This window comes from Lishizhenia tianjinensis, assembly GCF_900116425.1.
Taxonomy (GTDB): Bacteria; Bacteroidota; Bacteroidia; order Flavobacteriales_D; family Crocinitomicaceae; genus Lishizhenia; species Lishizhenia tianjinensis.
The window spans coordinates 185,101-198,448 of sequence record NZ_FPAS01000006.1; the positions used below are offsets into that span (position 1 = coordinate 185,101).

A 13,348-nucleotide genomic window follows, 5' to 3' on the forward strand; every position below is an offset into this window, starting at 1 on the left:
TTGTTTTTGTCAGTTTATTATCTGCTTATGACGAACTATTTTGACAATCTGTCAGTGCAAAAACATAAAATTCAGACAATTTTTCGGGGGATGACAGAAAAAAGTGGGTGGCACAAGAATTGACTAAAGCAAACCAAACGATTTAATTAACACGAAAGATAAATAGACATGGGAAAGATAATTGGAATTGACTTAGGTACTACCAACTCTTGTGTATCTGTGATGGAAGGTAACGAACCTGTAGTAATTACAAATGCAGAAGGGAAAAGAACTACACCTTCAGTAGTTGCTTTTGTTGATGGTGGAGAAAGAAAAGTTGGTGATCCTGCAAAACGTCAGGCCATTACCAACCCACATAAAACAATATACTCAATCAAGCGTTTCATGGGTTCGTCTTACGACGAAGTGAGCAAGGAAGCTGGAAGAGTACCTTACGAAATAGTTAAAGGAGACAACAATACTCCAAGAGTAAAAATAGACGACAGAAACTACACACCTCAAGAGATTTCTGCTATGATTCTTCAGAAAATGAAGAAAACTGCAGAAGACTACTTAGGTCAAGAAGTATCTGAAGCAGTTGTTACAGTACCGGCGTACTTTAACGATTCTCAACGTCAGGCTACGAAAGAAGCAGGTGAGATTGCTGGTTTAACAATCAAGCGTATCATCAACGAGCCAACTGCAGCAGCATTGGCATATGGATTAGACAAAAAAGGAGTTGACCAAAAAGTTGTTGTATTTGACTTTGGTGGAGGTACACACGACGTTTCTATCTTAGAATTAGGAGACGGAGTATTTGAAGTATTATCTACAGATGGTGATACACACTTAGGAGGTGATGACGTAGATGACGCTATCATCAACTGGTTGGCAGATGAGTTTAAGAATGACGAAGGATTAGATTTAAGAAAAGATCCTATGGCATTGCAAAGATTGAAGGAAGCTGCTGAGAAAGCAAAAATTGAGCTTTCATCTACAACTTCAACTGAAATCAACTTGCCTTACATTATGCCAGTTGACGGAGTGCCAAAACACTTAGTAAGAACTTTACAACGTGCTAAATTTGAGCAATTAATTTCTGACATCGTTGAGCGTACAATTGCGCCATGTAGATCAGCTTTGAAAAACGCAGGTTTATCTACAAGCGATATAGACGAAATCATTTTAGTAGGTGGATCTACACGTATCCCAGTTATTCAGGATGCAGTGAAGAACTTCTTCGGAAAAGAGCCTTCTAAAGGAGTTAACCCAGACGAGGTTGTTGCAGTAGGTGCCGCTATCCAAGGTGGAGTTTTAACTGGAGAGGTGAAAGACGTATTATTGTTAGACGTTATTCCACTTTCTTTAGGTATCGAAACTATGGGTGGTGTATTTACAAAGTTGATCGAAGCGAACACAACGATTCCTACAAAGAAATCAGAAGTATTCTCTACGGCAGCAGACAACCAGCCTTCAGTAGACATTCACGTGTTACAAGGTGAGCGTCCTATGGCAACGGATAACAAGACATTGGGTAGATTCCAATTGACTGATATTCCACCAGCACAAAGAGGAGTTCCACAAATTGAAGTAACATTTGACATCGATGCTAACGGTATCATGCACATCTCTGCGAAAGACAAAGGAACTGGTAAAGAGCAATCTATCAAGATCGAAGCTTCTTCTGGATTAAGCGAAGAAGAAATTGCAAAAATGAAGGCTGAGGCAGAAGCAAACGCAGATGCAGATGCTAAGAAAAAGCAAGAAGTTGATACCTTGAACAAAGCTGACTCTTTAATTTTCCAAACGGAAAGACAAATGAAAGAGTACGGTGATAAGTTACCAGAAGACAAGAAGTCTGAAATCGAAGGAGCTTTAGCTGAATTAAAGACTGCTTTCGAAGCGAAGAACATGGAAGCTTTAGAACCAGCAATGGAGAAATTAAACACAATTTTCCAAGCGGCTTCTCAAGACATGTACAACGCAGGTAATGCAGAAGGTGCGGCACAAGGTGGAGCACAAGAAGCAAACTCTGAAGACGAAGTAACAGATGTTGACTTTGAAGAAGTAGAAGAAACAAAATAGTTTTCTATACATAAATAAAAAATCCGCTAGTCGAAAGATTAGCGGATTTTTTTATGTATAATACTCAAAAGTTTAGGTATAAAAGAAATCCGCTCGGTTAGAAGCGGATTTTCTTTGATTTGGGGTTCAAAACCACCAGATCATGGATCTAGGTGGTTAGGAAAATGAATAAACTATGTGGACTTCTCCACTACTAAGCGTTTATACTTAGTTGACTGGTACAAACATAAGTCAAAGGAGATGAAATGCACTGCATAATTTTTTTATCTGCCTGTCTTAATTTCTTAACGACATATTTAATTTTTAAAATGTCGTTCTTATCTCGATGAACAATTATCAAAAAACAAAAACTAACTCTAATTATCAGTGATTTACACTTCAATAAAAATTATTCGAATTAAAACTTTCTAACACATTAACTAAATAATTAAGAGAAAGTTTATTATCTTGGTTAGCAGACGCGAATTAATATTTTGTGAGTTTTAGAACTCATTTTCAGTAAAACTTCGACTATGACCACAGCTAAAGACTTTCATAAGACGGTTTTTACAAAAGAGTATTTTGTATTGCCCGATGAGGAAAAACTGTATTATGGAAAACTACTAAAAAGAAAAGAAGAAGAAGCTTTATTTGTTTACAACCTCCGGGATAAGCGCATGGTATATGACGACGGTTGGTTAGACCTTTTAGGCTTAAGAAAGGGTGAAGTAAACATGCTTTATTTGTTAGACTGCATAGATCCTAACTTTAAAGATTTTGTGATCGCCGTTACGGATAATTCTCTTTTCTACCTCTCCGAGAATAGACCTAATATACTAGACTACAGTTTCACCATAGAATTTAAACTCATCCATCAGCTTAGTGGTGAAGGGTTGCCTATACGGGCCACCATTTTTAGTTTTGAATCTGACGAGGAAGGTTACCTAACAGCCATTCTTGGAAGGTTTGAATTGGACAGAACTATTAGTTTCAACAATTTCACCAAGTACACGGTTTACTCTCCTGATAAGCTCAGATATATAGAAGGAATAGACAACAAACTTTTTGAATCGCACCACATCACTTATAAAGAATTAGAAGTACTTCAATTAATATCTAAGGGCTTGGCCATTAAACAGGTTGCAGATGAACTGGAAGTTTCTAACTCTGCGGTAGAAAAACGCATTTACACTTTATATAAACGCTTTGATGTAAAATCTCACGCCCATTTGATTAGCTTTTGCTACAATAATTTGATACTTCCTTTGGAGAAGTAAAGAAGTGTCGACCAAAAAGCAACTTATTAGTACCAGATATACAAAGTGCTGCTTATTTTTGCGCTATGGATTACAATTTAGAATTAGAATTTCAAAAATTAACCAAGCGTTTAAATGAGCAGTTTGATGCTGACTTAGACGTTCAAGCTATCTTGTTCTTAATTGGTGTTCAAGAATTGGGGCAGGGTTACGACAAATACTCTAAACAAGAGAAAACAGAATTAATGCACGTGGCCGTTTGTACTTTATTAGAGCCTTATGGTCATTACAAATTTGTGGGACGCGACAGTGAAAACTGGCCTCATTTTGAGAAAATAGACGATCTACCTTATTTGGATGAAAGACAACAACAGCACCTTATTAAGGAAGCCATACTCGACTATTTTAAAGCAGAACAATACGACTTTTAAGCAGTACCGATAGGAAGGGCATTTTTGAAACAGCAAAGTATTAAAAAGGCAAACCTAAGAAAGCGACAACAGAAGCTCTTTTTAGGTTTTGCCTTTTTTTGTTTGCGTTGAAAAAATATACTGGATAGCGGGTTAAACTGCCCTCCAAAAAAAATCCCTCTTCGTTAAAAGAGGGACTTGAATTATTCTAATATTATCTCTGGTATTCTTACCTGTACACCCATGTGATTTTCTATGGCTTTGAGTTTTTCGAAATGTGCCATCAATTCTTGCGGCAAAGCTTGAGTTTGTACACTCTCTTGCTGTTCTTCGCTAATAATCTCCAAGTAAGCATCTATAGGATTAACTTTTCTGGCTGGGAAATACTCGATAACTGGATCTTCTATTTGCGCATCTTCTACGGCAAACGCAATGGCATCTTTTAAACCACCTATCTCGTCAACCAAACCAACTCTTAGTGCATCTTCACCTGTCCAAACTCTACCTCTGGCTATCGTGTTCACCTGATTTAGGGTTAAACCTCTTCCATCCGCAACGCGTTGCATAAATTGTTGGTACGTGTTGTTTACCTCTCCTTGTATTAAACGCATCTGCTCGTCTGTTAATTTTTCGTTGGTAGTTAAGACCGCGTAAGGATTGGTCCCCACCCTATCGAAACTTAACCCAAGGTTATTTTCCAAGGCTTTTCCTGTGTAAGGAATAACTCCAAAAACACCAATAGACCCCGTAATTGTATTTGAACTTGCAAAAATTCTCTTGGCCGGTGCAGCAACGTAATAACCTCCAGATGCTGCTAAATCTCCCATAGATACAATGACTGTTTTTTCTTCGTTGGCCAATTTTACCTCTCTCCAAATCTCATCACTGGCAAGTGCACTACCACCTGGAGAATTCACTCTAAATACTATGGTTTTAATGTGTTTTGACAAACGCGCCTCACGCAACAATTTTACGTATTTCTCTGATGAAAACTCGCTCCCTCTTTTGGTGATATCTCCTTGAGCTAAAACCACAGCAACGTTGGCCTTTTTAGCACGTACTATATTTTGATCCTCGTAAAATTTATTTCTAGCGTAGTCAGAAAACTTCTTCAACTTTAATTTTTTAAGTGAAGCTGCTCCTACTTTATCTTTGATTTTGTTCAGTACTTCATCTTGGTAAAGGATAGAATCTACCATACCTAATTGATAAGCATCTTCCATGCGCTTTACTTCGTATTTTTCGGCAATTTGGTTTAACTCTTCCTTACTTTTCTTTACGTCATCTGCAATGGTTGCTCTGTAGTTTTCCCAAACATTATCTAAAAGCACTTGGTTTTGCAAACGAGCAGAATCACTCATCTTTGTAAGGAAATATGGTTCTACAGCACTTTTAAAATCATTATTGGCTCCACGTACAACTTGCATTTCAACACCAACTTTATCTAACAATCCTTTAAAGTACATGAGTTCCATTCCCATACCTCCAAATTCCATCATGGTAGAAGAAAAGGCATATTTCTCGTTGGCTACAGAACCTATAAAGAAGTCCTTGAGTCCAACCACCTCACCATTAAAATAAGTCACCAAGAATTTCCCAGAATTTTGGAAGTCTTTCAAGCCCTCGCGAATTTCTTCGGCTGAAGCCAACCCACAACGCACACCTTTTAAATCTATGTATATCCCTTTTACGCGTTCGTCGTTTTTAGCAGTTTCTAAGCCATACAAGATATCGGCCAACCCAATTCTGTCTTCCACTTGAAAATCGTAAGGATTCAATTTACGAGAAGAATTCTCCACAACCGTTCCTTTTAATTCTAGGTGCAATACTGTATTGGAAGGAATACCATATTTCACATCTGGAATTGCAGCAGAAATCACTAAAAAAATTATTCCAAAGATTCCACCTATAACTATAATCAAGGCTAAAAAACTTGGCCAAAAAACTCTTCCGAAACTCACTTTATTATTCATATGTATCTGGGATGTCTTATTTTCGCACAAATATAGAGTTTGAGAATTAAACAACTTGTTGAATTATTATAGATGGTTGTTAATTCGTGTTTGGAGGTTAATTATTCGTTGAATGAGTGTAACAGTATTTTTAGGACTAGGTGGAAATCATGATAATTCTGAAGAATTATTAAAGATTGCGCTACGAAAAATAGGCGAACTAGCTACAAAAATAGTTGCTACTAGTTCCTTTTACCAAACTCCACCATGGGGTTTTGAAGCCGATAATGACTTTATTAACTGCGTAGTTGAAATTGAATATACAGGACATGCAGAGGAACTATTGACGGCCATCAATGCCTTAGAAGCCGAAATGGGGCGCATCAGAACGGGTGAAGGTTATGCCAGCAGACCTATGGATATAGATATACTATACTTTGGTAATCAAGTGATTACGAATGATGTTTTAGACATTCCTCATCCAAGAATGTATCATAGAAACTTTGTCATGCACCCCCTTCATGAAATTGCGCCAAATTGGATAGACCCCTTGCAGAATAAAACGGTAAAAGAACTCTTTGAAAAGTGCGAGGATGACTCTGAAATAATCGCTTTATCTTAAAGTATTTGCGAATAATAGAATTGTATCTCCCTACTTTTTTGGGGGTGAAATTTTCATTATAATTGCACCGTAGAAGTCAATAAAGTTGAATTAAAAATTAAATAATGAAAAATAATAGAATCGCAGGTTTTGCATTCATTGCTGCAGCTGGTTTATACACAACAAGTTGTGATTTAGTTAAGGATGTTGATTACACAGTAACACCAGATCCTTTAGAAATGCACGGAGACAGTGTACGTGTAAAAGTTGATATTACTTTCCCAGAGAAAAGCATCAACAAAAGAGCTTACGCAGAAATTACACCTATGATAGGTGAAACAGCGTTGAAGCCTATAGCTGTTAAAGGAGAAAAAGCAACTGCGAATGGAGAGGCTATTCCTTACAAAGCTGGTAAAACAATTACTTACACAGATGTTGTTGCCTACACACCAGATATGAAAGTATCTAGCTTAGATGTTACAGGTAAAGTATTTAAAGGTGATTCTGAGAATGCACAATTAGACAGAACTAAAATTGCAGAAGCTACTATTGTTACTCCATTATTGGTTAATAAAGACTTCCAAGTGATTTACGCGGCGGATAAGTTTGAGCGTGTAACACAAGAATTATACAATGCTGACATTCACTTCACAAAAGGAAGACACAATGTTAGAACTACAGAATTAAGCGAGCAAGACATCAAAGATTTCTTAGCTTGGTTAACAGAAGAGCAAGGAAACGAGCGTTTGAAAATTAAAACTATCAACATCGTTGGTTACGCATCTATCGAAGGTGAAATCATCAAAAACGGTAACTTATCTATAGACAGAGCAACTGCTGCGAAGGAAGCTATCATGAAATTAGCTGCGAAGAAGGGTGTTGCGAATGAAGCTGCTCAAAACGATGCATCTTACGTTACTACAGGAAGAGGTGAAGACTTCGAAGGATTTAAAGAAGCATTAGCGTTGGCTGATGATATCAATGACAGCGACAAGCAATTGGTATTACGTATTTTAGAATCTTACAAAGATCCAGTTCAAAGAGAACAAGAAATCAAAAACTTGGGAGCAACGTTCACATCTATGGATAAGAACATCTTCCCAATGCAAAGAAGAGCTGAGATCAACGTTGAGTACGAAAAAACAGGTTACACAGACGAAGAATTAGTTGCTTTAACAAAAAACAACATCGATACTTTAAAAATTGAAGAGTTAATGTTTGCTGCTACTTTGGTAGAAGACTTAAATGAAAAATTAAGAATTTACAAAGAAGGTCAGCGTTTATTCCCGAACGATTACAGAGTATTCAACAACGCAGGTGTAGTATTATACATGCAAGGAAATGTTGCTGATGCTAAAACGGAATTCAATGCAGCAAAAAACATAGAAGAGGCAGCTGAGGTTATGAATAACTTAGGTGCAGTAGCTGGAGTAAACGGAGACAGAGCAGCAGCGAAGAACTTATTAAACGCAGCAAACGGAGCAGGAGAAGAAGTTGGATACAACCAAGGTATCTTGGCTATTCAAGATGGAGACTACGCTTCAGCTGTAAGTAACTTTGGAAGCAATGATTCATTCAACAAAGCATTGGCTCAATTGTTAAATGGAGATGCAAACGCAGCTACAGCTACAATTTCTAACTCTGCAGATGCATCATCAGCTCAAGGGTACTACTTGATGGCGATTGCAGCAGCAAGACAAGATGATTTAACAAATGTTGTTAGCAACTTGAAAAACTGTTTCAACCAAGATGCAGCTTACAAGCAAACGGCATTAGAAGATAGAGAATTTTTAGCATACGCAGAGAATACAGCGTTTACAGCTATCATAAAATAAGAGGTTCATTCCTCACCGTAAAAGCCCATTCATCTGAATGGGCTTTTTTTATGAAAAAATATTATATTTATCACACTAATTTTAAACCAACCAGAAATAAAAATCATTCAACCTGGTTAAATTTATTTTTTATGAAACTACTTAAATTAATTGCCGTGGCAACGCTATTGCTTGCTGGAAAATCACAATCTTTTGGTCAGATCTACCTAGGAGGACAAGCAAATTACACCAACTATGCAGGATACGATCTGAGTTTTATAGGTGTAGGATTTAATGGAGATTATGTTAGTGACAGAATTACCTACCGTGCTACATTCAACCTTGGTTTACCAAGAAGTTACGACAGAACTTATCATTTAAACTCTAATGATTGGACAATGCCAGATTCTGAAGTTGAAGGAGTAGAAAAGTACAGTGTATTAAACCTGTGGCTTGATGTAAACTACTTTTTTACTGGAGACGGTGAAGATGGAGGATTTTATGGTAAAGGAGGTTTAGGATTCTCTTTTTTAAGAGTAGCCAATAATCTTGGAGATTACAATGAAAATATGTACCATACGAATTTCGAAGATAGAGAAAACTATTTGCAACCGATATTAAGATTTGGTTTAGGGTACGATTTAGAATTAGATTTCGGAAATGTCTTTTTTGAGGGGTATGGAAATTTACCAGCTAATACGGTTAATGGAGTAGCTATTGATGTTCAATTGCCTTTCTCTTTTGCTGCTGCAGCAGGAGTTAGAATCCCTCTATAATATTAAAAACCCTATATGTAAAGCCCATTCAAACGAATGGGCTTTTTTTTATTTCAATACGTTGATATGACCGGTGAGCAATTTGTCTTGTTCATCCAATGCCTGATAGCGGAGTATATAAACATATACCCCTTCTGGAACCAACTTCCCTTTATAACTGCCGTCCCAATTAAACTCAGGATCCGAAGATTGGAAGATCAATTCTCCCCATCGGTTGTAAATACTCAATTCATACTGATTAAATGTACAAGATGAACGTGGAGTGAATTGATTGTTGTAAGGATCCCCATCTGGAGTAAAGGTGTTAGGTATATAGATATTACAACTACAATCTATACCTTCTAATTCAAAGTATTTCGTTGAAGTTCCACAGTAGTTTGTTGCATCTAAAATATATTCTCCTTCTTGCCCGAGATAAAAGTAGTTTGGAATAGCTTCACTATTTAGGGTATAACTATATTCTGGATTTAAATTAAAGTAAATTTGATCTCCAGCACAAAGTGTTGTGTCGAGCTTGTTTATTACAGGTGTGTACAATTTCTCTAGACTAAAACTATCTATAAATACACAATGCTCTTGGTACACTTCAACCCAATAAATATTGGGGAGTTGAAAGGTTGTAATGGAATTGGTACTCCCCTCATTCCACGCTAAACTATCTATCCAAGGCTCATTAATTTCTACCGAAATACTTTCATCATCGCAGAGCAAAGTGTCGGTATCTAGTTCAAACTCTTCTGCCAGCCTCAATGTAATACTATCCCTAAAAGAGCATCGTTCATCTTCTATTTCAAACCACCAATTTCCAGCTGTTAAAACACGTTGATTACTTTGAACACTATCATTCCAAAGAGTACTCCATACATTGCCATTGATCAACACTTCCATTTCATCCTCTACACACAGCAAGGTGTCACCCGTAAAACTGACGGTAAAATCCATTTGGTGTAAGTATAGGTTCATGGTATCGGACTGACTTCCACATTTGTTGTAAAATGTTACAATGTACATTCCTGTATCCATCACAGCCGTTGTTAAGGAATCTGAGCCCGTATTCCAAAGTAAACTATCGTATACCTGTGCCGAGGCGGTGACGTTAAAGGCATTCAATGCACACACGGTTGTATCTTGCAGCGGAACAATTTCAGGTACATCAATAAATCCAAATTGAAAAGCATCCCGCCCTTCACAAAAACCATCAACGAGGGCCAATTCATATCCATAAGGTATGGTAACATCAATGCTATCTTTCTCAAAAATCAAAATATTCATCCAATATAAGCGTTGCACCAAAGAGGAATCCTGATTAATAATTTGAAGGGTATCATCTGTACATAATAAAGTATCGGGATAGTCCACTACAGGAGGATTAACGAATTCTACCTGAATAGAATCCACTAGATGACAATCATCAAAATTTAAGGTGTAAATGTAAGTACCTGAAGTTTGAACGGTAATATTGCTCAAAGTATCGCCCGTACTCCAATAGCCACTGTCGGCACTTAAAACAGTATGCGCCATCAAGGTTACCGAATCACCATAACAAAGCCGTAAATCACTCAAAGTGTCCATGGTAATAGAATTGGTAAGCTCGAGCTCGCAGACCTCTGCTTCTTCAATATACACCTCATCAATCAAATAAAAACAATGTGAATAATTAGAAGTCATGACCAAATCTACTGGTGTATAAAAATTACCGATGGTTAAATAATCTTCTCCTCCTTGGGCCAAATAATAGCCCGACACCAATTCCCATACTCCCGTGGTATTGATTTTTACTTGAGGAAAGGCTGGAGTAACCGCACCTTGCAGAGTAGACATACCCACTGCCGCATTAAAAATAGATGAATCAGTTAAAGCCACTCCTAAACTATTGGCATTCCCCGTGGTGGTTTCACCTAAATAACAATAAAAACTAATGGAATAGACTTGTCCGGCCACCAAAGGCGATGTAAGTTGAACTTGTAAATATTCGCAGTAAGAATTTGCGCCATCGGAAGTTGTCACCCTAATTCCTCCCACACCGTCTCCACTGTAGGGTGTTCCACTATTAGAATACCAAGAACCCAACATAGAATAACCGCAATCATTCATATAATCAGCCGAAGAACTAATGTTGGTGGCATTCCCCCAAGGATAGGCAAAGGCAATGTTTCCAATACTATTGGGACAAGAAGTATAAGCTTCAAAACCGGGGTTGGGAACCAGACCTTGCGCCATTGAAAAGATGGGCAAACACAATAAGGCAAAGAAAAGTGTCAGTAGTCGTTGATTCATAGTGATGTACAAATTACAACAATCACCGTTTATGCACAAAAAAAGGCCTGATGAATTTTCACCAGGCCTTGATATTTTAACAAAGTACTTTTACTTATTATGTTCAATCACGTAAGTCAAAACTTTGGTCATTAAATGCACTCTATCTTTTCCTCTTACGTTGTGCTCGTGCATAGGGTAAGGGAAGTAATCCATCTGTATACCTAAATCCACAAACTTTTGTACCAATGCGTAGTTGTGTTGTAATACAACTGTTGGGTCTATAGTACCGTGGATCAACAATAAATTTCCTTCTAAATTCTTAGCGTGTGTTAACAAACTTGCTTGCTCGTAACCAGCTGGATTTTCTTCCGGTCTGTCCATGTAACGCTCACCGTACATTACCTCATAGTATTTCCAATCAGTTACTGGTCCACCCGCTACACCCGTAGTAAATGTTCCTGGCTCACGCAACATTAAAGAAGTCGTCATAAAACCACCAAAACTCCATCCGTGAACAGCCAACCTATTTTCATCTACATAAGGTAAAGATTTAAGGTATTCTACCCCTTTCAATTGATCTTCGATTTCTGCCGTACCTAATTGACGGTGAATTACACTTTCAAATGCTTTTCCTCTTTCTCCTGAACCTCTGTTATCAACTGTGTACACTAAGTATCCTTGTTCTGCCATCCAGTACATCCATAAGCTAGCACCATCTAACCAAGAGTTGGTTACCAATTGTGCATGTGGCCCTCCGTATACATAAACTAAAACTGGGTATTTCTTATTCGGATCAAAGTTACTAGGCTTAATCAAACGTTGGTAAAGATCTGTTTTTCCATCTGCTGATTTTATCGTAGAAATCTCAGCGGTACCCATAGTTACATTTTCGTAAGGATTTTTAGCTGTCAACATATTGCTAACTTTTCCTTTACTGGTAATCATTTGTGCCACATTCGGTGTTGAATGATTTGAGTACTGATCGAAAATGTACTTTCCAGAAGGACTTACAGACACACTGTGCGTACCTTCAACTTCAGTTACTAAAGATTGTTTCCCCATGTAATCTACCTTGTACACCATCGTATTCATTCCATTCTCTCCTGTTGCGTAGAAGTAAACTTCATTTGAGTTAGAAGAAATGATGTCTTTCGTTACAAATTTGTTTGAAGTCAATTTTTGAATCAAACCACCATCAATGGTATAGTAGTACAAGTTGTTGTAACCGTCTTGCTCAGAAATCCAGATAAAGTTATTACTTCCTTCTTTTGGGAAATAAGCTGGGTGTTCTGGTTCTGTCCACGTTCCACTTTTTTCAGTAATCAAGGTAGCCACAAATTCACCCTCTACGGTGTATTTGTTCAAGTTCATTTCATTTTGATCACGGTTTACCTCAGCAACTAAAAAGAACTTTTCATCTGGTGTAAAAGTAACATTGGTTAAGTAGGCATCTTCTGCTCCTCTTGGTGTTATGTAAACGATGTTTCCTTTCGAAACATTGTAAATCCCAACACTTGGCTTTTCACTTTTTTGTCCGGCCATTGGGTATTTAATCGACTTCAATTCTCCAGGGTAAGAAGCGTTATCCAACATCGGGTAGTCGTGTACTTCAGATTCATCCTTTTGGTAGAATGCCAAGTAATTACCTGCTTTCGACCAAAATAGGCCCTCTGTAATTCCAAACTCACTTCTTGCAAAAGCTTGTCCAGCTACGATATTTGCATCCGTGTGTTTTGTTACTTGTATGTTTTGATTTCCTTTATTGATAAACACATTGTTATCAACCGTATATGCTACTGTTTTAGAACCAGTATGTACTTTTGGGTTGGCTCCCCCCTCTTCTAATTCAGCAAACAATAGACCTTTGTCTGTATCTACATTATAGCTATAAAACTTCTTTCCTTGTTCTACCACCATAAACTCATTCCCAGAAAGCCAATCGAATCCTGAGAACCAACGCAATTTACCGTTAACCGCTGCATTTACTTCGGCAATTTTAGCTAAAGTATCTACCGCATTTGCCTTTTTAGCACTTCCTTCTAACAAAGAGGTATAAGCTCCTAGATAAGAGAAATTATCTGAGTTTGGTATCCATGAAAAGCCCATGATGTGCTCAGGATAGTATTTTCTGTATTGGTTCATTACAGCTGATTCTATGGTCAGGTTTTCTTTTTGACCATAAGAAAGCATATTTAGACCCACACAGGTCATTACTACTAACTTTTTAAACATTTACT

At 37.5% G+C, this 13,348-nt stretch carries 9 protein-coding genes; 6 read left to right on the forward strand and 3 right to left on the reverse strand.

Annotated elements, in window-relative coordinates; genetic code table 11:
- Window positions 1–168 precede the first annotated feature (168 nt).
- From dnaK to BM327_RS14830, 3 genes are all read left to right on the forward strand, one after another.
- A complete protein-coding gene (gene dnaK / locus BM327_RS14820; RefSeq protein ID WP_090252681.1) occupies window positions 169–2,064 on the forward strand; it encodes a molecular chaperone DnaK in 1,896 nt (631 codons plus the stop codon).
- Between the two features lie 512 nt (window positions 2,065–2,576).
- Window positions 2,577–3,320 carry a response regulator transcription factor gene (locus BM327_RS14825; protein WP_090252685.1) on the forward strand — a complete coding sequence of 248 codons (744 nt, stop codon included), beginning with the start codon at window positions 2,577–2,579 and terminating at the stop codon, window positions 3,318–3,320.
- Between the two features lie 65 nt (window positions 3,321–3,385).
- Window positions 3,386–3,730 carry a PHD finger domain-containing protein gene (locus tag BM327_RS14830; RefSeq protein ID WP_090252689.1) on the forward strand — a complete coding sequence of 115 codons (345 nt, stop codon included), beginning with the start codon at window positions 3,386–3,388 and terminating at the stop codon, window positions 3,728–3,730.
- Window positions 3,731–3,912: 182 nt separating this feature from the next.
- Here the strand turns inward: BM327_RS14830 and sppA are convergent, their stop codons facing one another.
- Window positions 3,913–5,682, reverse strand: a complete 1,770-nt coding sequence (gene sppA / locus BM327_RS14835) for a signal peptide peptidase SppA (RefSeq protein WP_090252700.1) — start codon at window positions 5,680–5,682, stop codon at window positions 3,913–3,915.
- A gap of 112 nt (window positions 5,683–5,794) precedes the next feature.
- Between sppA and folK the strand changes: the two genes are divergently transcribed.
- From folK to BM327_RS14850, 3 genes are all read left to right on the forward strand, one after another.
- Window positions 5,795–6,283: a 2-amino-4-hydroxy-6-hydroxymethyldihydropteridine diphosphokinase gene (gene folK, locus BM327_RS14840; RefSeq protein WP_090252704.1), complete on the forward strand. Its 489-nt coding sequence runs from the start codon at window positions 5,795–5,797 to the stop codon at window positions 6,281–6,283.
- A 104-nt stretch (window positions 6,284–6,387) separates the two neighbouring features.
- Entirely contained in the window at window positions 6,388–8,097 is a 1,710-nt protein-coding gene (locus BM327_RS14845) for a tetratricopeptide repeat protein (protein ID WP_090252709.1), read from the forward strand.
- A 131-nt stretch (window positions 8,098–8,228) separates the two neighbouring features.
- Window positions 8,229–8,852, forward strand: coding sequence for a hypothetical protein (locus BM327_RS14850; protein WP_139230406.1), 624 nt, complete (start codon window positions 8,229–8,231; stop codon window positions 8,850–8,852).
- 48 nt (window positions 8,853–8,900) lie between these two features.
- On the opposite strand, the gene BM327_RS14855 is transcribed toward BM327_RS14850, so the two are convergent.
- Together BM327_RS14855 and BM327_RS14860 are read right to left on the reverse strand one after the other, a co-directional pair.
- Complete coding sequence (locus BM327_RS14855; RefSeq protein WP_090252723.1) at window positions 8,901–11,129, reverse strand: T9SS type B sorting domain-containing protein; 2,229 nt, start codon at window positions 11,127–11,129, stop codon at window positions 8,901–8,903.
- A gap of 90 nt (window positions 11,130–11,219) precedes the next feature.
- On the reverse strand, window positions 11,220–13,343 hold the full coding sequence (locus tag BM327_RS14860) for a S9 family peptidase (RefSeq protein WP_090252726.1): 2,124 nt from the start codon (window positions 13,341–13,343) through the stop codon (window positions 11,220–11,222).
- Window positions 13,344–13,348: the final 5 nt, after the last annotated feature.

Excerpts from the sequence above, each read along its gene's own strand:
- dnaK (WP_090252681.1), top strand. The coding sequence starts at position 169 with ATGGGAAAGATAATTGGAATTGACTTAGGTACTACCAACTCTTGTGTA.
- BM327_RS14825 (WP_090252685.1), top strand. The coding sequence starts at position 2,577 with ATGACCACAGCTAAAGACTTTCATAAGACGGTTTTTACAAAAGAGTAT.
- BM327_RS14830 (WP_090252689.1), top strand. The coding sequence starts at position 3,386 with ATGGATTACAATTTAGAATTAGAATTTCAAAAATTAACCAAGCGTTTA.
- sppA (WP_090252700.1), bottom strand. The coding sequence starts at position 5,682 with ATGAATAATAAAGTGAGTTTCGGAAGAGTTTTTTGGCCAAGTTTTTTA.
- folK (WP_090252704.1), top strand. The coding sequence starts at position 5,795 with ATGAGTGTAACAGTATTTTTAGGACTAGGTGGAAATCATGATAATTCT.
- BM327_RS14845 (WP_090252709.1), top strand. The coding sequence starts at position 6,388 with ATGAAAAATAATAGAATCGCAGGTTTTGCATTCATTGCTGCAGCTGGT.
- BM327_RS14850 (WP_139230406.1), top strand. The coding sequence starts at position 8,229 with ATGAAACTACTTAAATTAATTGCCGTGGCAACGCTATTGCTTGCTGGA.
- BM327_RS14855 (WP_090252723.1), bottom strand. The coding sequence starts at position 11,129 with ATGAATCAACGACTACTGACACTTTTCTTTGCCTTATTGTGTTTGCCC.
- BM327_RS14860 (WP_090252726.1), bottom strand. The coding sequence starts at position 13,343 with ATGTTTAAAAAGTTAGTAGTAATGACCTGTGTGGGTCTAAATATGCTT.